The 22,919-nt window shown below is 70.8% G+C and carries 24 protein-coding genes and 1 pseudogene; 10 read left to right on the forward strand and 15 right to left on the reverse strand.

The features are described from left to right. The 5 genes and pseudogenes from HII36_RS56060 to HII36_RS58925 all read right to left on the reverse strand — a co-directional run. A pseudogene (locus tag HII36_RS56060) lies at window positions 1–459 on the reverse strand (hypothetical protein); the annotation flags it as partial. Window positions 460–513: 54 nt separating this feature from the next. Further along, window positions 514–2,157: a phospho-sugar mutase gene (locus HII36_RS40335; protein WP_173528612.1), complete on the reverse strand. Its 1,644-nt coding sequence runs from the start codon at window positions 2,155–2,157 to the stop codon at window positions 514–516. Further along, window positions 2,154–2,957: a purine-nucleoside phosphorylase gene (locus HII36_RS40340; protein WP_173528613.1), complete on the reverse strand. Its 804-nt coding sequence runs from the start codon at window positions 2,955–2,957 to the stop codon at window positions 2,154–2,156. The genes HII36_RS40335 and HII36_RS40340 overlap by 4 nt, the downstream gene beginning before the upstream one ends. A gap of 3 nt (window positions 2,958–2,960) precedes the next feature. Then, the gene (locus tag HII36_RS40345; RefSeq protein ID WP_173528614.1) at window positions 2,961–4,265 is read right to left on the reverse strand and encodes a M20/M25/M40 family metallo-hydrolase; all 1,305 of its coding nucleotides are present in this window, start codon (window positions 4,263–4,265) and stop codon (window positions 2,961–2,963) included. Then, window positions 4,262–5,242, reverse strand: a complete 981-nt coding sequence (locus tag HII36_RS58925) for an Lrp/AsnC family transcriptional regulator (RefSeq protein ID WP_173528615.1) — start codon at window positions 5,240–5,242, stop codon at window positions 4,262–4,264. Before HII36_RS58925 ends, HII36_RS40345 begins: the two co-directional genes overlap by 4 nt. 110 nt (window positions 5,243–5,352) lie before the next feature. Here HII36_RS58925 and HII36_RS40355 point away from each other — a divergent pair, with 110 nt between their 5' ends. Further along, window positions 5,353–6,657, forward strand: a complete 1,305-nt coding sequence (locus tag HII36_RS40355; protein ID WP_328808114.1) for an MFS transporter — start codon at window positions 5,353–5,355, stop codon at window positions 6,655–6,657. Window positions 6,658–6,686: 29 nt separating this feature from the next. Here the strand turns inward: HII36_RS40355 and HII36_RS40360 are convergent, their stop codons facing one another. Further along, a complete protein-coding gene (locus HII36_RS40360) occupies window positions 6,687–7,136 on the reverse strand; it encodes a gamma-glutamylcyclotransferase (protein ID WP_173528616.1) in 450 nt (149 codons plus the stop codon). Window positions 7,137–7,209: 73 nt separating this feature from the next. On the opposite strand from HII36_RS40360, the gene HII36_RS40365 reads away from it, so the two are divergent. Beyond that, window positions 7,210–8,604, forward strand: coding sequence for an NAD(P)H-quinone dehydrogenase (locus tag HII36_RS40365; protein ID WP_173528617.1), 1,395 nt, complete (start codon window positions 7,210–7,212; stop codon window positions 8,602–8,604). 444 nt (window positions 8,605–9,048) lie between these two features. On the opposite strand, the gene HII36_RS40370 is transcribed toward HII36_RS40365, so the two are convergent. Then, the gene (locus tag HII36_RS40370; protein ID WP_173528618.1) at window positions 9,049–9,714 is read right to left on the reverse strand and encodes a class I SAM-dependent methyltransferase; all 666 of its coding nucleotides are present in this window, start codon (window positions 9,712–9,714) and stop codon (window positions 9,049–9,051) included. A 161-nt stretch (window positions 9,715–9,875) separates the two neighbouring features. Between HII36_RS40370 and HII36_RS40375 the strand changes: the two genes are divergently transcribed. Together HII36_RS40375 and HII36_RS40380 are read left to right on the forward strand one after the other, a co-directional pair. Then, window positions 9,876–10,391, forward strand: coding sequence for a GNAT family N-acetyltransferase (locus HII36_RS40375; protein ID WP_173528619.1), 516 nt, complete (start codon window positions 9,876–9,878; stop codon window positions 10,389–10,391). 88 nt (window positions 10,392–10,479) lie between these two features. Continuing rightward, window positions 10,480–11,055 carry a hypothetical protein gene (locus HII36_RS40380; protein WP_236004389.1) on the forward strand — a complete coding sequence of 192 codons (576 nt, stop codon included), beginning with the start codon at window positions 10,480–10,482 and terminating at the stop codon, window positions 11,053–11,055. A 124-nt stretch (window positions 11,056–11,179) separates the two neighbouring features. On the opposite strand, the gene HII36_RS40385 is transcribed toward HII36_RS40380, so the two are convergent. Together HII36_RS40385 and HII36_RS40390 are read right to left on the reverse strand one after the other, a co-directional pair. Then, window positions 11,180–11,593, reverse strand: coding sequence for a DUF1801 domain-containing protein (locus HII36_RS40385; protein ID WP_173528620.1), 414 nt, complete (start codon window positions 11,591–11,593; stop codon window positions 11,180–11,182). After that, window positions 11,590–11,982, reverse strand: a complete 393-nt coding sequence (locus HII36_RS40390) for a DUF1761 domain-containing protein (protein WP_173528621.1) — start codon at window positions 11,980–11,982, stop codon at window positions 11,590–11,592. Before HII36_RS40390 ends, HII36_RS40385 begins: the two co-directional genes overlap by 4 nt. A gap of 87 nt (window positions 11,983–12,069) precedes the next feature. Here HII36_RS40390 and HII36_RS40395 point away from each other — a divergent pair, with 87 nt between their 5' ends. After that, a complete protein-coding gene (locus tag HII36_RS40395; RefSeq protein WP_173528622.1) occupies window positions 12,070–12,705 on the forward strand; it encodes a TetR/AcrR family transcriptional regulator in 636 nt (211 codons plus the stop codon). Between the two features lie 67 nt (window positions 12,706–12,772). Here the strand turns inward: HII36_RS40395 and HII36_RS40400 are convergent, their stop codons facing one another. Continuing rightward, window positions 12,773–13,021 (reverse strand): hypothetical protein, encoded by a 249-nt coding sequence (locus tag HII36_RS40400; protein WP_173528623.1) that lies wholly within the window; start codon window positions 13,019–13,021, stop codon window positions 12,773–12,775. A gap of 334 nt (window positions 13,022–13,355) precedes the next feature. Here HII36_RS40400 and HII36_RS40405 point away from each other — a divergent pair, with 334 nt between their 5' ends. Continuing rightward, window positions 13,356–14,180, forward strand: a complete 825-nt coding sequence (locus tag HII36_RS40405) for a nitroreductase/quinone reductase family protein (protein ID WP_173528624.1) — start codon at window positions 13,356–13,358, stop codon at window positions 14,178–14,180. Here the strand turns inward: HII36_RS40405 and HII36_RS40410 are convergent. After that, window positions 14,170–14,775: a beta-galactosidase trimerization domain-containing protein gene (locus HII36_RS40410; protein WP_173528625.1), complete on the reverse strand. Its 606-nt coding sequence runs from the start codon at window positions 14,773–14,775 to the stop codon at window positions 14,170–14,172. The genes HII36_RS40405 and HII36_RS40410 overlap by 11 nt on opposite strands. Before the next feature lie 261 nt (window positions 14,776–15,036). Here HII36_RS40410 and HII36_RS40415 point away from each other — a divergent pair, with 261 nt between their 5' ends. Next, window positions 15,037–15,519: a DoxX family protein gene (locus tag HII36_RS40415; RefSeq protein WP_173528626.1), complete on the forward strand. Its 483-nt coding sequence runs from the start codon at window positions 15,037–15,039 to the stop codon at window positions 15,517–15,519. A gap of 180 nt (window positions 15,520–15,699) precedes the next feature. On the opposite strand, the gene HII36_RS40425 is transcribed toward HII36_RS40415, so the two are convergent. The 4 genes from HII36_RS40425 to HII36_RS40440 all read right to left on the reverse strand — a co-directional run bounded on the left by HII36_RS40425 (window position 15,700) and on the right by HII36_RS40440 (window position 20,381). Then, window positions 15,700–16,173, reverse strand: coding sequence for a VOC family protein (locus HII36_RS40425; RefSeq protein ID WP_173528627.1), 474 nt, complete (start codon window positions 16,171–16,173; stop codon window positions 15,700–15,702). Window positions 16,174–16,353: 180 nt separating this feature from the next. After that, window positions 16,354–17,730: a hypothetical protein gene (locus HII36_RS40430; protein ID WP_173528628.1), complete on the reverse strand. Its 1,377-nt coding sequence runs from the start codon at window positions 17,728–17,730 to the stop codon at window positions 16,354–16,356. Window positions 17,731–17,878: 148 nt separating this feature from the next. Further along, on the reverse strand, window positions 17,879–19,627 hold the full coding sequence (locus HII36_RS40435) for an acetyl/propionyl/methylcrotonyl-CoA carboxylase subunit alpha (RefSeq protein ID WP_173528629.1): 1,749 nt from the start codon (window positions 19,625–19,627) through the stop codon (window positions 17,879–17,881). Window positions 19,628–19,661: 34 nt separating this feature from the next. Continuing rightward, a complete protein-coding gene (locus HII36_RS40440; RefSeq protein ID WP_173528630.1) occupies window positions 19,662–20,381 on the reverse strand; it encodes an SDR family NAD(P)-dependent oxidoreductase in 720 nt (239 codons plus the stop codon). A gap of 127 nt (window positions 20,382–20,508) precedes the next feature. On the opposite strand from HII36_RS40440, the gene HII36_RS40445 reads away from it, so the two are divergent. The 3 genes from HII36_RS40445 to HII36_RS40455 form a co-directional block, all read left to right on the forward strand. Continuing rightward, window positions 20,509–20,781 (forward strand): WXG100 family type VII secretion target, encoded by a 273-nt coding sequence (locus tag HII36_RS40445; RefSeq protein ID WP_173528631.1) that lies wholly within the window; start codon window positions 20,509–20,511, stop codon window positions 20,779–20,781. Window positions 20,782–20,863: 82 nt separating this feature from the next. Then, window positions 20,864–22,042: a S8 family peptidase gene (locus HII36_RS40450; protein ID WP_173528632.1), complete on the forward strand. Its 1,179-nt coding sequence runs from the start codon at window positions 20,864–20,866 to the stop codon at window positions 22,040–22,042. 107 nt (window positions 22,043–22,149) lie between these two features. Beyond that, the coding region (locus tag HII36_RS40455; protein WP_173528633.1) for a serine/threonine protein kinase at window positions 22,150–22,919 on the forward strand (770 nt) is incomplete at its 3' end.

Genomic DNA, 22,919 nt, shown 5'->3' on the forward strand with positions numbered 1-22,919 from the left:
GGTGGCGGACGGTTCGGGGCGGTGCGTGCGATGCGTGGCCGCAGGCTCCCGCGCCACGGGCTCGTGCCCGGCCTGCGACTGCCGGTCGGCACCGGGATCCCGGCCCGGCCGCACCGGCCCGGTCGTGGGTCCGGATGTGGGCCCAATCGTGGGTCCGGGCGTGCGCGTGATGGTGGGCGCCGGGACGGCCGGCCGCGCACCCGCCGGCTCGGACGCCCGATGGCGGCTGAGCGCGACGGGCGTCGCGGGAGCGGCGGTCGTGGGGCCGGTCGGCGGCTCGCCCACGGCGTGCAGCGTGGGCGCCGACCCCGGCACCCCGACCAGGACGGCGGCCAGCACCAGCTGCAACAGCCCGGTCAGGACGGTCGCGAGCCGAATATCCCGATCCCGGCGGCCGCCCGGCGGCTGATCTCGTGCGGAGATCACGGCCTCGGGTCCGACTTCGCCGTCATGCCCCAAGCCTCCTCGGTCACGGTGGCACCGAGACGATCTACACACGGATCGCGGCGTCCGTCAAGGCATCCGCAGCCCCAGGGCGGCGGCCAGGTCGGTCTTCAGCGACTCCAGGTCCGCGGCGGCCCGCGCCCTGGCCTCCGGCACCTCGCCGGTCACCGGCTCGACCACCTCCAGGTAGCACTTCAGCTTGGGCTCGGTGCCCGACGGCCTGACCACCACGCGGGCGTCGCCGTCCAGGTGGTAGCGCAGGCCCTCGGTCGGCGGGAGCGGGCCGTCCGGCCGGGTCAGGTCGTCGGCGGACAGCACCGCCCGGCCGCCCAGCACGGTCGGCGGCGTGCCGCGCAGGCGGTCCATCGCGCCGGCGATCAGCGACAGGTCCTCGACCCGGAAGGACAGTTGCGTCGTGGCGTGCAGGCCGTATCGCCTGGCCTGGTCGTCCAGCAGGTCCAGCAGCGTGCGGCCGTCGCGCTTGGCGGCGGCGGCGATGGCCGCGACGGTCAGCGCCGCGCCGATGCCGTCCTTGTCGTGCACCGGCAGCCCGGACTCCGACCCGACGCTGTAGCCGATCGCCTCCTCGTAGCCGAAGACCAGCCCGGGACCCGCCTTGATTATCCACTTGAAGCCGGTCAGCGTCTCGCCGTAACGCACCCCGTGCGCCTGGGCGATCTTGCCGAGCAGCGTGGACGACACGATCGTGGTGGCCACCAGCCGGTCGCCGCTGGTGTGCGTGATGACGTGCTCGGCCAGCAGCCCGCCCACCTCGTCGCCGGTCAGCATGCGCGCCGAGCCGCCGGGCAGCGGCACGCCCACCGCGCAGCGGTCCGCGTCGGGGTCGTTGGCCAGCACCAGGTCCGCGCCGAGCTTGGCGGCCAGCGCGACCGCCAGGTCCATCGCGCCCGGCTCCTCCGGGTTCGGGAAGGAGACGGTGGGGAAGTCCGGGTCGGGGTTGCGCTGCTCCTCGACCGCCATCGGCGACTCGAAACCGGCCGCCAGGAAGGCGCCCGTCAGCGTCGCCGCGCCGACGCCGTGCAGCGGCGTGTACGCCACCCGCAGGTCACGCGCCTCGCCCAGCGGCAGGGACGTCACCGCGTCGATGTAGTCGTCGATGATGCCCTCGCCCAGCTCGGTGAGCGTGCCGGGGCCGTCGAGCGGGAGCTCGTCCACCGGGCCGATCGCGTCGATGGCGGCCGAGATCTCGCTGTCGATCGGCGGCACGATCTGCGAGCCGTCGCCCCAGTACACCTTGTAGCCGTTGTCGCGGGGCGGGTTGTGGCTGGCGGTGACGGTGACGCCGGCGTCCGCGCCGAGGTTGCGCACCGCGAAGGCGAGCACGGGCGTGGGCAGCGGGCAGGGCAGCAGCGAGGCGTGCAGCCCGGCGCCGGTCAGCACGGCGGCGGTGTCGCGGGCGAAGACGTCCGACTTGTGCCGGGCGTCGTAGCCGATCACCACATGCTTGCCCGGGCCGAGCACCGCGGCCAGGCCGGCCGCGGCCCGCATGACGGTGACCCGGTTCATCCGGTTCGGGCCCGCGCCCAGCTCGCCGCGCAGCCCGGCGGTGCCGAACTCCAGCTTGGCGGCGAACCGGTCGCGCAGCGCCGCCCGGTCGTCGCGGTCGATCAGGTCGGACAGCTCGGCGCGGGTGTCGGGGTCGGGGTCCTGCCGCAGCCACTCACGCGCCAGGCGGACGAGGTCGTCGGTCACAGCCGGTCGACCACCTTGGCCAGCAGGATGCCCATGCGGGTGGCCGTGACCCTGCCGACCTCCAGGACCTCCTCGTGGTTGAGCGGGTCGCCGGACAGTCCCGCGCCCGGGTTGGTGACCAGGGAGATGCCCAGCACGTCGAGGCCGGCCTCGCGGGCCGCGATGGCCTCCAGCACGGTGGACATGCCGATCATGTCGCCGCCCAGCGTGCGCAGCATGCGGATCTCGGCCGGCGTCTCGTACGTCGGGCCGCGGAAGGCCACGTACACGCCCTCGGCGATGGACGGGTCGATCTCGTGCACCAGCGTGCGCAGACGGCGCGAGTAGACCTCGGTCAGGTCGATGAACGTGGTGCCGGTGATCGGGTTCGCACCGGTCATGTTGATGTGGTCGCTGATGAGTACCGGGTCGCCGACCTTCTGGGTCTCGGGCCGCAGGCCGCCGGCCGCGTTGGTCAGGACGACCGTGCGCACGCCCGCCGCGGCCGCCGTACGAACGCCGTGCACGACCGAGTCGACGCCCCGGCCCTCGTACAGGTGGCTGCGGCCGAGGAAGACCAGCGCGTGCCGGCCCTGCTCGGTGCGTACGACGCGGATCTTCCCGCCGTGCCCGGCGACGGCGGGCGCCCGGAAACCGGGCAGCTCGGTGAACGGGATGTCGGCCACCGTTTCACCGAGTGCGTCGGCGGCCGGCACCCAGCCGGAGCCCATCACCAGGGCCACGTCGAAGGTGTCGAGGCCGGCCGCGCTCTTCAGCGCCGCCGCGGCCTCGCTGGCCAGCGTATATGCGTCGTTGCTCACATCTCAGTAGTTTAGGAGGAGCCGGTCGAGTACCCGCACTCCGAACTGCAGCGCGTCGACCGGCACCCGCTCGTCCACGCCGTGGAACATCGACGCGAAGTCCATGTCGGCGGGCAGTCGCAGCGGCACGAACCCGAACCCGCGCACGCCCAGATCGGCGAAGAACGTCTTGTTGTCGGTGCCGCCGGACATGCAGTACGGCACCGCGCGCGCGGTCGGGTCCTCGGCCTTCAGCGCCGCGATCATCGACTCCACCAGCGCGCCGTCGAACGACGTCTCCAGCGCGATGTCGTGGTGCACGAACTCGCGGCGCACCTTCGGCCCGATCAGCGAGTCGACGGTCTTGAAGAACTCCTCCTCGTAGCCGGGCAGGAAGCGGCCGTCGACCACGGCCCTGGCCTGGCCGGGGATGACGTTCGACTTGTAGCCGGCGGCGAGCTGCGTCGGGTTGGTGGTGTTGCGCAGGGTCGCGCCGACGAAACGCACCAGCGGCCCGATCTTGTCCAGGATGGGCTGCGGGTCGTCCTCGTCGAACGGGATGCCGAACGCGTCGGCCACCTCGGTGAGGAACTGACGCACGGTCGGCGTGAGCGTCAGCGGCCACTCGTGCCCGCCCAGCCTGGCCACGGCCTTGGCCACCTCGGTCACCGCGTTGTCCGAGTTGAGCATCGAGCCGTGCCCGGCCGTGCCGTCGGCGATGAGGTTCATCCAGGCCAGGCCCTTCTGGGCGGTCTCGATCAGGTAGAGCCGCAGCGACGGGTCGACCTCCAGCGAGTAGCCGCCGACCTCGCTGATCGACTCGGTGACGCCTTCGAACAGCTCGGGGTGGTTGGCGGTCAGGTATTTCGCCCCGTACACGCCGCCGGCCTCCTCGTCGGCGACCCAGGCGAACACGATGTCGCGGCGCGGGCGGCGGCCCTCGCGCTTCATCTGGCGCAGCACGGCCAGCATCATCGCGTCCATGTCCTTCATGTCCACCGCGCCGCGGCCCCAGATGTAGCCGTCGCGGATCTCGCCGGCGAACGGGTCGACCGTCCAGTCGGCCGCGTTGGCCGGGACCACGTCCAGGTGGCCGTGCACGAGCAGCGCGGGCAGCGAGGGGTCCGTGCCCTCGACGCGGGTGATCACGTTGCCCCGGCCGGGCTCGCTCTCGACGTAGGTGGCGTCGATGCCGACCTCGGCCAGCCTGGCCATGACCACCTCGCCGGCGGCCCGCTCGCCGGGGCCGCTGCCGTCCCCGTAGTTGCTGGTGTCGACGCGGATCAGCTCCACGCAGAGGTCGGCGACTTCCTTCTCGGCGGGTGTCATGGCGTTTTCTCCAAGGTGAGCAGTCCGGACTTGTGCAGGTGTCCGCGCTTGTAAGCGCGGGTGATGAGGGTCAGGTTGACGTCGGTGACCTCGTCGAACGGGCCGAGCACGCCGGTCAGGAAACGGTACAGCTCGGCCTCGTGGGCCACCGCCACCTGGACGATCAGCGAGTGCGTGCCCGAGGTGGCCGCGCAGTAGCGCACGTTCGGGTGCGCGGCCAGGCCCTGGCCGACCTGGTCGAGGCCGTGCGGGCGGACCTTCAACCACATCATGGCCTCGACCTCCAGCCCGATCAGCGCCGGCTCGGCCTCGGCCCTGGGCAGGACGAGGCGGCGTTCGATCAGCGAGGCGACGCGGCGGCGGGCGGTGGGCACCGAGATGTCCAGGTGTTCGGCGATCGCGGTGAACGCGATCCTGCCGTCGGCGGCCAGCAGCTCGGCGATCTCCTGTTCCAGGGGTGACAGGCCGTCCTGGTCGGGCAGGCACGCGGGTGGCGGCGCCGGCCGCAGCTCGGCCAGCTCGGCCTCGGTGAGGTACGGCGCGTGCCACTCGGCGACCGTCCTGAACGTGTGGAGCACCACCTGCGTCTGTGTCTGCACCACCCCGTCGATCGCGGTGACCTGCGAGGTCAGGATCTCGTGCAGATCCTCCCTGGACGGGGAGACCAGCTCGCAGCCCAGATCGGCGGCGCCGGTCAGCGAGTAGACCGAGCGCGTGTCGGGGCGGTCGGCCAGTGCCTTGGCCACATGCTCGACGGTACCCGGGCGGACCTGGACGTGCAGGTGCACCGGCCGGCCATGTCCGGTGCGCAGGTCGTCGTAGATCGCCGTGACCCGGACCGCGCCCTCGCTGATCAGCCGCTGCAGACGGCGGGCGACCGTGCGTTCGTGCTCGCCGACGGCGCGGCCGATCTCGCCCCACGAGGCACGCGGGCACACCTGGAGGGCAGCGACCAGTCGCCGGTCGAGAACATCCACCTGAGTCCGTCCCTGTGTCGGGTTCGTAAATATATGACGAGATATTTGACTGTTTCGGTCGCCCGAATGCACAGTAAGCCATCACCGCACTTGTCAGCAAAGGAGCCTCCGTGAAGGCCTCTCCCCAGGCTCAATCGCCGCTCGGCATCCCCCGGAGCCGTGTCCGCCAGCTCATGGCGGCCAGCATCGGCAATGTGGTCGAGTGGTACGACTGGTACGCCTACACCTTCCTGGCCACCTACTTCTCCGCACAGGTCTTCCCCAAGACCGCGGGCAACAGCCTGGTCCCCCTGCTCGCCACCTACAGCGTCTTCGCCGTGGGCTTCCTCATGCGGCCGCTGGGCGGGCTGCTCGTCGGCTCGTTCGCCGACCGGTTCGGGCGCAAGTCCGCGATGACGTTCACGATCATCCTGATGGGCGTCGGCTCGCTGATGCTCGCCCTGACCCCGACCTACCAGGCCGTCGGCCTGCTGTCGCCGATCATCCTCACGCTGGCCAGGCTCGTCCAGGGCCTGTCGGTCGGCGGTGAGTTCGCCGCGGCGACCACGTTCCTGGTGGAGTCGGCCCCGCCCGGCCGGCGCGGCCTGTTCTCCAGCTTCCAGTACGTCAGCACCACCATCGGCCAGCTGCTGGCCTCCGGCCTCGCGGCGCTGCTCGCCACCACGATCGCCGCCCCCGACATGGACTCCTACGGCTGGCGCATCCCCTTCTTCGTGGGCGCCGTGCTCAGCCTGGTCGGCCTGTGGATCCGCAAGGGCGCCGACGAGACCTCGGCCGTGGCCGAGGAGATCAAGTCGGGCGAGACTCAGCGGCCCAAGCTCTTCGAGTTCCTGAAGGGCTACCCGAAGTCGGCCGCCCTGATCGTGGGCATCACCATCGCCGGCACGGTCGCGTACTACACCTGGACCAACTTCCTGCCGATCTACGCCCAGACCGCGGTCAAGTTCGACAAGGCGGAATCGCTGCAGGTGGGCACGATCTCGCTGTTCTTCTTCATGCTGCTGCAGCCGCTGCTCGGCATGCTGTCGGACAAGATCGGCCGCAAGCCGCTGCTGATCACCTTCGGGCTCGCGTTCCTCGTCCTGCCCGTGCCGCTGCTCGGCCTGCTGACGAACTCGTTCACCAGCCTGCTGCTCATCCAGTGCGTCGGCATGGTGTTCCTGGCCTGCTTCACCTCGATCTCGGCCGCGGTGAACTCCGAGCTGTTCCCCACCCGGGTGCGGGCCGCCGGGGCGGGCTTCCCGTACTCGCTGACCGTGGCGCTGTTCGGCGGCACCGCGCCGCTCATCGGCACCGCGCTGCAGGACGCCGGCGAGACCGACCTGTTCCCGTGGTACATGTCCGCGCTGGCGCTGATCTCCACGCTGGTGTACGTCTTCGCGCTGAAGGAGACCAAGGACCAGCCGCTGCGCTGACCCGGAGACGTGCGGGGGCGCTCCCGCGGCTAACCGACCGACTTGCAGGGGCGCTCCCGCAGCTCCTTGACGTAGTCGTCGGGGGCGCCCGCCCGCTCGGCGGCGTCGGCCAGACTGCACAGGTAGCGGGCCGAAGGCAGCCCGCCCTCGTAGCCGTCGAGCACGTAGAACCAGGCCAGCACCTCGCCGTCGAGCGTCTGCACGCGCAGTCGAACCTTGTGGTACGTGCCGCGGACCGCGCCCTCCCACTGGTCGAGCGAGGTCTCGTCGAAGTCGGGCACGTCGTAGAGCACCACGAAGACGGTCTCGTCGGGATCTTCGACGATGGTGGCGAGCGCGCCGTCCCACCCCGGGTGATCCCCGCCGAACGTCAGACGCCAGCCGGGCAGCCAGCCCACACCCCGAACCGGAGAGTGCGGGGCCCGCATGGCCATCTGTTCCGGGTCCATGTTGCTGCCGTAGGCGGCGTAGACAGGCACAGCAGCTAAGACTAGCGCGTGAGACCCGGGGGCCGTTCGTCGGCAGGTCGAGCAATGCGGGACAATGGTGAACGTGACGAGGATTGCGATCATCGGCGGCGGACCAGGCGGCTACGAGGCGGCGCTGGTGGCCGCGCAACTTGGCGCGCAGGTCACCATGATCGAACAGGACGGCCCCGGCGGCGCGTGCGTGCTGACCGACTGCGTGCCGTCCAAGACACTGATCGCGACATCCGTCCGCAAGCAGGCGCTGCTCGACGCGCCCTCGCTCGGCGTGGCGTTCGACGGCGGGCTCGACGGCGACGTCGGCGTGGCCAGCGTCGACCTGCCGCTGGTCAACAAGCGGGTCAAGGAGCTGGCCCAGGCCCAGTCCGCCGACATCGCCACCCGGGTCGAGGCCGAGGGCGTCGAGATCATCAAGGCCCGCGGCCGGCTGGTCGACCCGCGCGTGGTCAAGGCCGGCGACCGGACGATCAGGGCCGACGTGGTCCTCGTGGCCACCGGCGCCACGCCGCGCATCCTGCCCGGGGCCGAGCCCGACGGCGAGCGCATCCTCACCTGGCGCCAGCTCTACGACCTCGACGAGCTGCCCGAGCACCTGATCGTGGTCGGCTCCGGAGTCACCGGCGCCGAGTTCGCCGGCGCGTACCGCTCGCTCGGCGCCGACGTCACGCTCGTCTCCAGCCGCGACCGCATGATGCCCAACGAGGACGCCGACGGCGCCGAGGTCCTCGAAGAGGTCTACCTGCGGCGCGGCATGAACGTCATGGGCCGCTCCCGCGCCGCCTCCGTCAAGCGCACCGCCGACGGGGTCGTGGTGACCCTCGAAGACGGCCGCACCGCAGAAGGCTCCCACGCGCTGATGACCGTCGGCATGATCCCCAACACGGCCGGCATCGGCCTGGAGGAGGCCGGCGTCCAGCTCGACAGGAACGGCTTCATCAAGGTCGACAAGGTCTCCCGCACCTCCGCGCCCGGCGTCTACGCGGCCGGCGACTGCACCGGCGTGCTGATGCTCGCCTCCGTCGCCGCCATGCAGGGGCGCATCGCCGTCTGGCACGCGCTCGGCGAGGCGGTCCAGCCGCTGCGGCTGGCCACCGTGGCGTCCAACATCTTCACCGACCCCGAGATCGCCGCCGTCGGCGTGGCGCAGAAGGCCATCGAGGCCGGCGAGATCGAGGCGAACGTGGTGAAACTGCCGCTGGCCACGAACGCGCGGGCCAAGATGCAAGGCTTCAGCGACGGTTTCGTCAAGCTGTTCTGCCGTCCGCACACCGGCATCGTGCTGGGCGGGGTGGTGGTGGCGCCGCGGGCGTCCGAGCTGATCCTGGCGGTGTCGGTGGCGGTGCAGCAGCGGCTCACCGTCGACCAGCTGGCGCATACGTTCGCGGTGTATCCGTCGCTGTCGGGCTCCATCACGGAGGCGGCCCGCCGGCTCATGCAACCGGAGACCCCGCTCGGCGTTTGACGCGTTCACGGGCTCAAGGGCTCGGGCTGTGTTCCCCGGGCTCCTCAAGGCGTGGGCCTGCGCGGGGTGGGGCGCTTCGCGCCTGGTCGCGCTTCGGGCTGCGTTGTGTGGGGGAGCCCAGCTCCCCCACACCCCCTTGCCGGTGGCCTCCCGGCCCCCGGACCCCCGGGCAACGGCCGGGTTCCTCCGGACCGAGATGATCAGCCCGGGGGATCTCTTGGGTTGGGTCGGGTTGGCTAAGCAAAGACGTTCAGCCCGCAGATTCCTGGGGCTGGGCCGGGTTCCGCCAGGCAGAGACGTTCAGTCCGTGGATCTTTGGAGTTGGGCCGGGTTTCGCTGGGCGGAGATGCTCAGTCCTCAGATTCCTGGGGCTGGGCCGGATTCGCTGGGCGCTCAGCCCCCCGAGTCCCTAGGCGTGGGGCGGGTTCCGCCAGGCAGAGACGTTCAGTCCGTGGATCCCTGGAGTTCGGGTTTGCGCATCAGTAGGTGGCCGCGGCGGAAGCGTTCGTCTTCCAAGGGTTCGCGCAGCACCCGTCCCACCTCGACGAACTCCTCCTTGCGGGCCAGGTCGGCCAGTTCGTCGATCGGCCACCGGTAGGCCGGCGTGACCTTGTGGTCGAACTCCAGCACCGGGCCGCCCTCCGACTCGAAGAAGCCGAGCAGGAGGTAGCCGCCCGGGGCCAGCACTCGGCGGAACTCGGCGAAGTACGGCGGCAGCTGCGGCGGTGGGATGTGGATGATCGAGTACCAGGAGATCAGCCCGCCGAGCTCGCCGTCGGCCACGTCCAGGGCGTCCATCGAACCGAGCTCGAATCGCAGGTCGGGATGGTCGTGGCGGGCGATGTCGATCAGTGCGGGGGACAGGTCCACGCCGAAGGCGTCCAGTCCGAGGTCGCGCAGGTGTGCGGTCATGTAGCCGGGGCCGCAGCCGGCCTCGACGACGGGCCGGGGGCCGGCGGCCTGGACGAGTTCGGCGAACACGGCGACCGTCGCGCGATCCAGGGGGAGGCGCTTGAGCGAGTCTCGGGCCAGGTCGGCGTAGAGGTCGGCGACGGCGTCGTAGGCGTTCGCCGTCTCGGTCAGATAGGAGGAGGTGGAGGGGTCGGCCATGGCGGACGACTGTAGTTCATTCGGTGGCTGATCATGACTGTTCCCAACGGCGTGGCTGTTCCCGAAGGCGTGGCTGTCCCCGAAGGTGTGACTGCTCCCAAGGTGTGGGAGCTGGTGGTGCCGGGCGGATGTCGTAAATGTGTGCTTGTAGGGTTCATGGCATGCCTGACGCGATCACCGTCCGCATCGCCGAACCCGGCGACGCGGACGTCCTCGGCGAGATTCACGCCCTGTCCTGGGGCGTCTCGCACGGTCCGCTCTGCGCACCGAAGGTGGCCGCGGCCGGGATCGAGGAGCGGCGGGCCAAGTGGCACGGCATCCTGGCGGACGGCGCGGACGACATCCTGCTGGCGCGCCTGAACGAGCGGCCGGGGGCCTTCGCCCGGTTCGGGGCCTCCACCTCGCGGCCCGGCCTCGCGGAGATCCATACCTTCTTCGCCCACCCGGACGTCTGGGGCAGCGGCATCGCGAAGGCGCTGTTGACGGACGTCCTGGACCGGGTGCGCGACGCCGGGTACGACGACGTGCATCTGTGGACGCTGCGCGACTCCGCCCAGGCACGCCGCTTCTACGCCAAGAACGGCTTCACCGAGACCGGCAGGACGCACGACCACACCTTCGAAGAAGGTCCTCCGCTGGCTCTGATCGAGCTGGAACGAGCCGTGCCCGGCCGTTGAAACGCGCCACGGGCGCCATCGGGTTCTGAACACCGCTGTGGCGTGGACGGCGAGACGGTGGAACGCTGGGTTCGGCGCTAGGAGGACCATGGTGCGTATCGCCGTCTCCGGGCATCGCGGGTTGCCCGCTGCGACCGTCCTGCTGATCGGCGCAGCGATTCGGGAGGCGCTGGCCGAGCATCTTCCCATCGTGACCGGCCTGACCGGCCTGACCGGCCTGACCGGCCTGACCGGCCTGACCGGCCTGACCGGCCTGACCGGCCTGACTGGCCTGACCGCCGTAACCGGCCTGACTGGCCTGACCTGCCTGGCGGACGGTGCCGATCAGATCTTCGCGCGGGCCGTGCTCGAAGCCGGCGGGGAACTGGTGGTCGTCGTGCCTGCTCGGGACTATCGGGACGGGTTGCCGGGCGAGTCGTGGGCCGCCTTCGACGAGCTGCTGAGCCGGGCGTCGAAGGTTCATGCGCTGGACTTCGTCGCGTCCACCTCGGAGGCGTACATGGCCGCGAGCGTCCTGATGCTCGACGAGGCCGAGGTGTTGTTCGCCGTCTGGGACGGGCGGCCCGCCCGGGGATACGGCGGGACCGCGGACGTGGTGGCGGAGGCGCGCGAGCGCGGCATTCCCGTGCGGGTGATCTGGCCGGAAGGAGCCCGGCGGGACTGACCGGACGACCAGCGGGACCGACCGGACGACCAGCGGGACCGACCGGACGACCAGCGGGACCGACCGGACGAGCCGGGGGTGGTGCCGCGTGACCACGGCGGCGGCACCGTCCCGCGCCGGCCGCCTATTCGGGCCGGTTCTTGAGTTTGCGCCAGCCGCCGGCCCGGTTGTTGGCGATGATCTGCCGGAACATGGCCAGGAGCGCGGGCGCGTTGATCGTCTCGCCCTCGCGGAACGCCACCGTACGGGCGGTCTTGTTGTCGTGTCCGGCCGTGATGATGCCTTCGGGATCGGGGACGATGGCGCCGTCGTACAGGAACACGTTGACGTGGTCCTTGGCGGCGAGCAGCGCGCACACGTTGCCCTGGAGCACGAAGTAGGGCCGGACGGTCCGCTTGATGGTCTCGGCGATCTCCGGGTCGGCGGCGTGGATCAGGTCTCTGACCTGCCGGCAGATGTCCTGCTGCCACTCCGGCAGGGCGTTGATGTAGTCGTCCACGCGCGGGTCGGTCTGATACGGCGGCGGATTGTCGTTCACAGCCAGGCACCTACGATCGCCGAGATGATGAGCAGTTTGAGCAGCCAGTCGCCGGCGTGCAGGACGGCGGTGACGGCGGGTGTCCTCTCCCACATCATGGACCCGGTGAGCAGCATCGCCGGGAACCCGGCCCAGAGCACCAGGCCGAGCACGAGAGCCTGGCCCACCCCGGTCAGGCCGGCGTACCTGGCCAGGCCCATGATCACGGTGGCCACCACGAGACTGCGCGCCAGCTCCAGGAGGATCTTCAGCGGTGGCGGACGATCGCCGCGGTCCGGGGCGGCCTCGCCCAGCCGCCGCTTCTCGGCCGGGGTGAGCAGGGCGTAGTAGGTCGAGCTGAGCACGAACGCCGCGATCGACGCGACGACGACGGAGATCACGCTACCCACGCTTCCTCCAACAAGTAAACTAAACGGTACCGTTTAGATAGTGAGAAAACTAAACCGTGTAGTTTTCGGTGTCAAGGAGGTAGTTCGTTGGCCGCTTCGACCCGGGCCGAGGCCCGCTCGGCGCGCAAGCGTCAGGAGATCCTGGTGGCCGCGCGGTCGGTGTTCACCGCCCACGGTTACGTCGGCACCAGCATGGACGCGGTGGCCGCCGCGGCGGGAGCCTCGAAGCGGACGGTGTATCAGTACTTCGCCGACAAGGAGGAACTCTTCGCCGGCGTGGTTCTGGACACCGTCGATCGCGGCTACGAGTACTTCAAGCCCGCCATCCACGCACTCGCGGAGACGGACGACCTCGAGACCGCGTTGCGCGAGCATGCTCGAATGACGCTGGCCGGGCTGGTGAATCCGGAGATCCTGCAGATGCGGCGTCTCGTCATCGCCGAGGCGGAGCGGTTCCCGGACATCGGGCGTGACTACTTCGAGCGGAGTTGGGGCCGCACCCTGAAACTCCTCGCCGAGACCTTCGCGAAACTCACCGAACGCGGCCTGCTGGACACCCCCGACCCCGAGCGCGCCGCCTACATGTTCACCTGGCTGATCGCGTCCATCCCCACCAACCGGGTCGCCTTCCTGGGCGACGCCGCCGCCGGCACCCCTGAGGAACTGACCGGTCTGGCCGATGAGGGCACTCGCGTCTTTCTGGCCGCCTACGCCCGGCGATAGCGCAGGAGGCGACCGCCCCGGGTCAGGGTCCGCCTGCGGGCCCGGGGCGGCTGCGCGTCACCTGCGGTCAGTACTTGACCCACAGGTAGTACATGCCGGGCGCCATCCAGTTGGTGGGCGTGATGGTCTCGCAGTAGTAGTTGCTCCAGTTGTGGTTGATCTTGCCCTGGTAGCCGATCGAGAGGCACTGGTCGGGCCAGCCGTAGCTGCCCTGCTTGACGTAGCCCGGAACTTCGGCGTGGGCCGCCGAACCGAGGCTGAGTGCGGTGGCGAGGGTGGCTGCGGTCAACGTCAGTGCGGCTAATGGACGTTTCATAAAGGAAAGTTAACTAACGATAAGGCGACGGGCAATGCCGGTTACGGCGCTTTCCACTTCTGGACAACCGGTTCGCGGGGATTGACAACGTCCGCGGTGGATCGTCTAATAGACGGTCGCGTCGCGTGACGCCGGCCCGGGTGGACGGCGGCGGCATGGAGGCGCCGTTCAAAGGGGGATGACACCGTGGCCACTCACATCGCCGGTCGTGCCTGAGCACGTAGTCCCCGCGCGTCGTCCCATGCCTTCGGCGGTGTAGTCGCCCGCCTCACTCCGGCATGCCGTGCGGGTTTCCCATGTCATCGACGTCATCCCGCTTGGAGCGAAAACACGCATGTCCCATGACTTCAACCAGCAGATCATCGACGAGTTCCGGGCCAACCAGGGCCGGGTCGGCGGCCCGTTCGAGGGAGCCAGGCTGCTCCTGCTGACCACCGTCGGCGCGAAGACCGGCGTCCGCCACACGACCCCGCTCGGCTACCTGCCCGACGGCGGCGAGCGCATCGTCGTCATCGCCTCGGCCGGCGGCTCGCCCCGCCACCCGGCCTGGTACCACAACCTGCGGGCCAACCCCGAGGTCACGGTGGAGGACGGCACGTTCACCTACCCGGCCAAGGCGATCGTCCTGGAGGGCGAGGAGCGCGACCGCCTGTTCGCCCGCGCGGTCGAGCAGGACCCCGGATGGGGCGAGTACGAGGTCAGGTCCGGCCGGACGCTGCCGGTGGTCGCGCTGGTGGCCGTCAACCACGGGCCGCCCGCCGGGCGCATGGGCGACGTGCTCAGGCAGATCCACGACGCGTTCCGCCGCGAGCTGGCCCTGATCAGGGCGGAGGTCGCCGCCGCGGGGCCGCGGCTGGGCGCGCAGCTCCGGATCAACTGCCTGACCATGTGCCAGGGCCTGCACATCCATCACGAGCGCGAGGACGCGGGTATGTTCCCGGCGCTGGCGGACCGCCATCCGGAGCTGGCCCCGGCGATCGAGCGGTTGCGTGCCGAGCACGTGGTCGTCCAGCAGATCGTGGCGCGGCTGCAGGAACTCCTTGCCGACGACGACGTCGCCCCCGAGGAACTGCGGCGCGAGGTGGACCGGCTCACCGGGGAGCTGGAGGCCCACCTGGACTACGAGGAGGAGCAGCTCGTGCCGCTGCTCAACGGCTAGCCGTATCGACCACGAGCGTCGGGATGACCGCGTGCGCGCCGGCCGCCGGCGCGATGGTCTCGCCGTCGACGGTCGCCCGGCGCCGTGGTTGATGGCGAACGTCGCGTCGTCCCTGCGGACCGGCTCCAGGCCCGCGGGGTACGGCGGGAGGCCGAGCAGGCGGGCGTAGGCGGCGTCGGTGAGACGGGCGGAGACGTTGTACGCACCGCCGTGGCGGGTGATCGCCGGCGTGCCGCCCAGGGCGGTCGGCCAGGGACTCCGCGCTGCGCAGGTGGACGCGTTCGCTCCAGTGCGTGGCCGGGTCGCCGGTCGACCGGGTGATCGGGGACTCCGGCGGTCGGAACTCCTCGACGTTCACGCCCAGCAGGTCGCGCAGCGCGCCTGGGTAGCCGCCGGTGCGGACTCGGGCGTGCGGGTCGGCGACGCCGCTCAGGTATGACACGACCAGCGTGCCGCCACCGGCCATGTAGCGGCGCGGGTTGTCGGCGTCCTCGTCGGACAGCAGAAGAGGCAGAGGGACCAGCACCAGGCGGTAGCGCGACAGGTCGTCCGAGGGGTAGGCGAAGTGGGCCTGGACTCCGTGCCGGTACAGCACCCGGTGCGCCTGGCGGACCGCGTCCAGGTTGGGGCGGGCAGGCCTGTGACTGCAGCGCCCACCAGGATTCGGTTTCCCAGAGGATCGCCGCCTCGGCCCGCGGGGTTCCGCCGCGCGGGAGCGTGCGTCTCCAGGATCGAGTTCGCCCCGATCCCCGGCGTCCCCGGCCCTGGCCGCAATCGGGTAGCCCCCTCTTGACCTTCATTGGATAGTGGTGTTATCTACTATCTAGATAGTCGCACTATCCAATGAGGAGTTCTCATGACGATCATCGTTCTCGCCGTGGCCACCCTGGTCTTCCGGCTGCTCGGCGCGCTCGGCGTGACGCGTTTCGCCACCTGGCGGATCAGCGCGGCGCACGGCCTGGCCGTCATGCTCGTCATGACGGCCAGCGCCCACTTCGTCCCGGGCAGCGTGACCTTCATGCCCAACCGCGACGACCTGGTGGCGATGATGCCGCCGTTCGTGCCCTTCCCGGTGGCCATGGTGTACCTGACCGGGGTGCTCGAACTGGCCGGCGCGGTGGGGCTGGTGCTGACCGGCACCCGCAGGGCGGCCGGGATCTGCCTGGCGATCATGTTCGTGCTCATGCTGCCAGCCAACATCTACGCCGCCGTCGCGGGGGTGGAACTGGGCGGAGAGCCCGCCTCGCCGCTGTGGCAGCGCATCCCCGAGCAGCTGGTGTACATCGGGGTCGCGTTGTGGGCCGCCTTCGATTCGTCGCGGCGCCGGTCGGCCGCCTGACGACGTCGCGGAACGCTTCAGCCTGCCGCTGACCTCGGTGCTGATCCCGGCCGAAGAGGTAGGCAGGCGGTGCGGCTCGTCATGGACAAGCTGGACGGCCGGCGCGTGCCCGAGCCCACCCTGCTCACCCCCTACCTCGCGCCCCGCGCCAGCTTCTGAGCGCGGGGCGGGGCCGGCCCGTCACACCCCGGCGGCCTCCTCCAGGGCCTTGATCTCGATCTTCTGCATCTTCAGCATCGCCTGCATGGCCTGCTGGGCCTTGGCCGGGTCGGGGTGGGACAGCAGCTCGGTCAGCCGGGTGGGGATGATCTGCCAGGACAGCCCCCACTTGTCCTTCAGCCAGCCGCACGGGGCCTCCTCGCCGCCGTCCGCCGTGAGCTTGGCCCACAGCTCGTCGACCTCCTCCTGCGACTCGCAGTCGACGTACAGGGAGACCGCCTCGTTGAAGGTGAACTGCGGGCCGCCGTTCAACGCCAGGAACCGCTGGCCCATCAGCTCGAACGACACCGTCATCGCCGTGCCCGCCGGGCCGGGGCCGCCTTCGCCGTAACGCTGCACGTCCAGGATGCGGGAGTTCGCGAAGAGCGAGGTGTAGAACTCGGCGGCCTGCTCGGCCTGGTCGGCGAACCACAGGAAGGTGGTGATCTTCTGCATCTGTCCTGCTCCTTGAGTGGAGGACGGGCTCGGTGTCCGTCCTTTCATCAACGCGTCGATCGCGCCGGGCCCTGATCGACAGCGGGAACAAGATTTCTTTCGAGAATTTTCCGGAGAACGGCGCGGGCGCGCCCCCCGTGTGGGGGACGCGCCCGTTTTCGCAGGTGTCAGGTGGTGCGGTTACCAGTCGCCGCCGCCGAAGTCTCCGCCGCCGAAGTCTCCGCCGCCGCCGAAGTCACCCCAGCCGCCGCCGTCGCCACCGCCCATGTCGCCGCCGAAGTCGCCACCGGCGTCCTGGTAGCCCTCGGCGTAGCCGGCGCCGTAGCCGCCCATGCCCCAGCCGCCCATCATGCTGCCCATCATGGTGCCGATGAACATACCGGTCATGATGTCGCCGAAGCCGCCGTAGTAGCCGTAGGCGTACGGCTGGTAGGCCGGGCCCGCGTCGTAGTACGGGCGGCGCTGGCCGTTGACCATGACCTCGCGCATCTGCGGGTCGAAGCCGCGCTCCACGGCCTCGGCGTCGCGGGCGCAGGCAGGCACGTCGCGGACGGCGCCACCGGCCGGGGCCCAGCGCACGTCACGCACCGACGGGCCGTGCTGCGGGTTGAAGAAACAGGGGGCGCGGCGCTCGGGCACCGGCTGGTTGTTCACCTTGGCCTTCACCACGGCGAGCGCGTAGCGGCCGTCCTCCAGGGTCTGCGTGACGTCGCGCACCTGCTCGGCCCGCTGCACCGCGTTGAGCTGGGTCTTGGACTTCTCGTAGGCGTCGAGCGCCTGCTGCCACTCCTCGATGTGCTGGCCGCCCTGCCCGGCCAGGGTGACGTCGGTGTCGAGCTCGGTGATCTCCTCGCCGAACTTCGTGACGTCCTCCTCCACGGTCTGCTTGACCGCGGCCAGGTCTTTCGCCTCCTGCTCGGCGCGCTTCTTCTTCCTGTTGCTGGAGTACAGGAAGTAGCCGCCGCCACCGGCCAGGGCCAGCACGCCCAGGGCGATCAGGACGCCGGTGCCGCCGCCGCCGGCCTGGCTGCCGGGGTTGAGCGCCGACCGCTTGCCCGCGGCCGCGTCGTCGATGCGGTTGGCGAAGTCCTGCATGCCCGCCACGATGTCGCCGGAGTTGGCGTTCGCCGACAGACTGGCCAGCCGGCCCGCCATGTTGCCGTCGCGGAAGGCCGTGGAGTCGGCGAACAAGGTCTGGCCGTCGAGCACGGCGACCGTCACCTTGGTGCGGCCGGCCGCGGCCAACGCGGTGCCGAGCTGGCCGATGTAGGCCCCGACACTGGTGTTGTCCACCGTTCCGTCAGGCAGCGCCACGGCGTAAATCTTGGACTTGGCGTCCTTCAACGCGTCACGGATGCCGTCTTGCTGGTCGGAGCTCAACGGCGAACCGGACTGGACGTAAAGCGGGTCCTGCTTGTCGCGCCACTGGGACACAACGGACTGAGCGTCAGGGGGTGCCGCCGCCGCGTCGGCGGCAGGGGACAGCGCGAGAACGACGAATAGACCGGCGATCGAAGCCGCGATCGCGGCCCCTGCTCGGCGCAGCGAATGGGTCATTGGCAGCAAGCCTCCTTCGCCCTTGAGGACGAACGGGCGGTCGGCAAAGTTCCTCACTGCGCACGTTACCCGCCTCAAGCCGCACGAGCGCACACCCCGTCGCAGATCCTGGAGCCTCCGGCCGCCGTCGCTCCGGCCGGGCCTCGGCTCAGGTGTCCTTGATCTCGCAGATCGTGGCTCCGGACGTGACCGTCTGGCCGACGGCCGCGGTCAATCCGGTGATCGTGCCCGCCTTGTGCGCGGCCAGCGGCTGCTCCATCTTCATGGCCTCCAGCACCACCACCGTGTCGCCCTCGGCGACCGTGTCGCCGTCGCCGGCCACGATCTTGACGATCGTCCCCTGCATCGGGCTGACCAGGGCGTCGCCGCCGGCCGCGGCCTTCTTCGTCCCGCCGCCGCCGCGCTTGCGCGGCTTGTTCGCCGAGGGCGTAGCGGTGGCCGCGCCGAGCCCGGCGGGCAGCACGACCTCCAGCCGCTTGCCCCCGACCTCGACGACCACCGTCTCCCTGACGGCCTCCGCGTCGTCACCGGCCACCTCGCCCGCGTACGGCGGCACCGGGTTGTCCCACTCGGTCTCGATCCACCGCGTGTGGACCGCGAACGGCTCCCCGGTGAAGGCCGGATCGTCCACGACCGCCCGGTGGAACGGCAACACGGTGGGCATGCCGCCGATCTCGAACTCGGCCAGCGCCCGCCGCGAGCGCTCCAGCGCCTCACGCCGGGTGCGCCCGGTCACGATCAGCTTGGCCACCAGCGAGTCGAACGTGCCCGGCACGGTCATCCCGGCCTCGTAGCCGGAGTCGAGCCGCACCCCGGGCCCGGCCGGCGGGCGCAGCACGGTCAGCGTGCCGGGGGCGGGCAGGAAGTTGCGCCCGGCGTCCTCGGCGTTGATCCGGAACTCGATCGAATGGCCGCGCAGCTCGGGGTCGCCGTAGCCGAGCGGCTCGCCCGCGGCGATCCTGAACATCTCGCGCACCAGGTCCACGCCCGCGACCTCCTCGGTCACCGGGTGCTCGACCTGCAGGCGGGTGTTGACCTCCAGGAACGAGATCGTGCCGTCCTGGCCGACCAGGAACTCGCAGGTGCCCGCGCCCACGTACCCCGCCTCGCGCAGGATGGCCTTGGAGCTGGTGTAGAGGATCTCGCGCTGCTCGTCGGTCAGGAACGGCGCCGGGGCCTCCTCGACGAGCTTCTGGTGCCGGCGCTGCAGCGAGCAGTCGCGGGTGCTCACCACGACCACGTTGCCGTCCTGGTCGGCCAGGCACTGCGTCTCGACGTGCCGCGGCCGGTCGAGGTAACGCTCGACGAAACACTCGCCGCGCCCGAACGCGGCCACCGCCTCGCGCACCGCGGACTCGTACAGCTCGGCGACCTCCTCCAGCCTGCGGGCCACCTTGATGCCGCGGCCGCCGCCGCCGTACGCCGCCTTGATCGCGATCGGCAGCCCGTGCTCCTCGGCGAACGCGAGCACCTCGTCCACGCCGGAGACCGGGTCGGTGGTGCCGGCCACCAGCGGCGCGCCGACCTGCTGGGCGATGTGCCTGGCCCGCACCTTGTCGCCGAGCGCGGCGATCGCGGACGGCGGCGGGCCGATCCAGGTCAGGCCCGCGTCGATGACGGCCTGGGCGAAGTCGGCGTTCTCGGCCAGGAAGCCGTAGCCGGGGTGCACGGCGTCCGCGCCGGCGCGGCGGGCCACGTTGAGCAGCTTGGCCACGTTCAGATACGTGTCCGCCGGAGACTGCCCGCCCAGGGCGTACGCCTCGTCGGCCACCTTGACGTGCAGGGCGTCGAGGTCTTGGTCGGCGTAGACGGCCACGCTGCCGATCGCGGCGTCTTGACACGCGCGGGCCACCCGTACCGCGATCTCGCCCCGATTGGCGATCAGTACCTTCCGCACCGACCTCGGTCCTTTCCTCTCGAACGACTGCGTCTCAGCGGCCCAGATACGCGCCGCCGTTGAGGTGCAACACCTGCCCCGTCACGTGCCTGGCACCCGCTGAGGCCAGGAACAGCACGGTATCCGCCACATCGGCGGGCGTTCCAGGACGGCCGTTGCGGGTGTTGTCCACGCGGGCCTTGATGCCTTCATCGGTCAGCCTGCCACGGAAGAACTCGGTGTCCACGACCAGCCCGGGCGACACGACGTTCGCGGTGATGCCCTTGGGGCCGAGTTCGGCGGCCAGGTCGGCGGTCCACGACTCGATGGCCGCCTTGGCCGCGCCGTAGGAGCCCGAGCCGGTGCCGCGGGCGGCGATCGAGCCGAGCGAGACGATCCTGCCGCCCTTGCCCATCCTGGGCACGAGCGCGGTGGTGACCAGCACCGCCGACAGCAGGTTGGCGTTGATGTTGGCCCACCACGCCTCGGCCACGTCCATCAGGTCGTCGGACGGCCTGCGCTCCAGGTTCGTGTTGCCGCCCGCGTTGTTGACCAGGACGTCCACCCGCTCGGGCAGCCGGTCCAGCGCTTCCTTCACCGCGACCGGGCTGGCGGCGTTGAACGCCACGTGCCCGGCGCCGAGCTTGTCCGCGGCCTCCTTGAGCACGTGCTCGCGGCGGCCGGTGATCGTGACGTGATCGCCGAGCGAGACGAAAGCGGCGGCGATCGCGTAGCCGATCCCGGTTCCGCCGCCGGTCACCACAACCTCACGCATGAGTCGGAGCGCTCCTTAGATCCGAATAATCCTCTGGACGACGACCATAGCCGCTCGGCATAACTCCGGCGATGCCCGGGCGGCCGCCTCTATGGTGAGGGCGCTTTCACCTGTCCAGGAGGTATGCATGAGCCAGAGCATGCTCGGTGGCGACCCCGCGGAAATGCAGCAGATGTCCGCCGAGTTCACCAAGCAGTCCGACCAGGTGCGCGGCACGATCACGGCGCTCGACAGAGAGGCGGCCAAGGTGGGCACCGCGTGGACGGGGCCCGGCGCACTCCAGTTCCGTGAAGCCTGGACGAGCTCCAAGTCGGCCTTCCAGAAGATGGCCGAGGAGCTTTCTCAGGCGTCGAATGTGATCAAGCAGTATCGCGAGAACATCGAGCAGGCGACTCGCTGATCGCCTGACAGGCGACCCCGGCCCCGTGCCGGGGTCTCCTGCCGTTCCTCCCGTTAAGTCCGGCAGGCTACGCTTTTTCGCCATGATTGGTCGCGCCCTCCTGGCGAGCGTCGCCACCGCACTGCCCCTGCTGGCCGCGCCGACGGCAGCACAGACCGCGTCGGCCTTGGGGGTACGGGCCGCGCCGGCCGACTGTGATCCGCCCAAGGGCGTGACCCGCGTCCCCGGGGGCGAACCCTGGGCGCAGCAGCGGCTCGACATCAAGGGCGCCTGGCGGCTCACCATGGGCAAGGGCGTCACGGTGGCCGTCGTCGACAGCGGGGTCGACTACAAACACCCGCAGCTCAGGCTGGCCAAGTTCATCGACGAGACCTCCACCGGCTTTCGCGACTGCGTGGGCCACGGCACCGCGGTCACCGGCATCATCGGCGCCCGCTACACGCAGGGAGTCCCGTTCCACGGGGTCGCGCCCGAGGTCAGGCTCGTGATGGTCAAGCAGAGCAACGCCCAGGAGGGCGAGGTCGCCACGCTGGTCAAGGCCATCGAGGACGCGGTCAGGGCCAAGCCCGACGTGATCAACGTGTCCGTCCGCGCCTCCGACACGCCGCAGCTCAAGGCCGCCGTGGAGAACGCGCTGGCCCAGGACATCGTGGTCGTGGCCGCGGCGGGGAACGTCACCAACGAGGACGACGAGGAGGAGCCCGCCTACCCGGCGGCCTATCCCGGAGTGCTCGCGGTGGGCGCGGCCACGCCTGACGGTCGGCGCGCCGACTCGTCCAACGCCGCCACGCCGGTGGACGTGCTCGCCCCCGGCACCGAGATCATCGCGCCCTGGCCGGGCGGCACGTACCAGCGCGGGCTGGAGGGCACCAGCTTCGCCGCGCCGTACGTGACCGGGACCGCCGCGCTGGTGCGCGCCCGCTTCCCCAAGCTCAGCCAGGAGCAGGTGCAGCAGCGCATCGTCGCCACCGCCGACGGCACGGCCGGTCGCGGCACCGGCGCCGGGATGGTGAACCCGCTGCTCGCGGTCACCGCGGTGCTGCCGTTCGAGCCGGCCGGCTCGCCGGTGGTCGCGGCGCCGCCGCCCGAGCCGCTGGCCGCCGACGCCATCGCCAAGGTCCCGCCGCCCGACGAAGCGGCGGTGAACGTCTCGATGACCGTCGGCGCGGGCGCGCTCGGCGCCGCCGCGGTGGCGGGCGCACTGGCCTGGCTCATCCCGCTCGGCCGCCGTCGAGGCTGGCGTTCCGGACGCCCGGACTGAGGGTGTCCTGACGGTGAATAGTCAGATCGTGTCCGAAACTACTGATGCGAATGCGGTAGATGCGGTTGAATGTCCCACTGATCATGTTTTGATGGGAAGGGACTGTGATGCTCCCCCTGCAGCAGGGTGACCCCGAACGTCTCGGCGATTACACCGTTGTCGGCAGGCTGGGTGAGGGGCCCCGCGGGGTGGCCTACCTGGGCCGGGAGTCCGAGGACGGGCCCACGCGGGTGATCAGGCCGCTGCCCGCCCCGCCGGACGACCAGGGTGACGCCCTCGCACGGCTGGCCGCCGTCCGTCACATCTCCAGCTCGTACGTGGCCAGGATCTTCGACACCGGCACCCACGGGGGCCGGGCGTACTTCGTCCGCGAGCACGTCGAGGGACGCAGCCTGGCCGAGGCCGTGACCGCCGACGGCCCGCTCGACGCCGACGCGCTCGAACGGGTGGCCGTCGGCGTGCTGACCGCGCTGACCGCGGTGCACCTGGCCGGGATCACGCACCGGGGGATCACCCCGCACAACGTCATCCTCGGCACGGACGGCCCCCGAGTGACGGACATCGACCTGGGCGAGGCCGCCGGCGAGGTGGGCTACCGGGCCCCCGAGCAGCTCATGGACCTGCGCTACGGCCCGTACGCCGACCTGTTCGGCTGGGCCGCGACGGTGGTGTTCGCCGCCACCGGGCAACCGCCGTTCGGCCAGGACGCCGACGCGGTGCTGCACGGCGAGCCGGCGCTGGGGGAACTGCGGGAGCCGTTGCGGCGGGTGGTGTCGTCGGCGCTGTCGAAGGACGTAACGCAGCGGCCGACCACGTACACGGCACTGCTGCAACTACTAGGCGACAAACGCCAAGACCCAACCCTCCAGCCCCCCAC

Source organism: Nonomuraea antri, from assembly GCF_013283785.1.
Classification (GTDB): Bacteria; Actinomycetota; Actinomycetes; order Streptosporangiales; family Streptosporangiaceae; genus Nonomuraea; species Nonomuraea antri.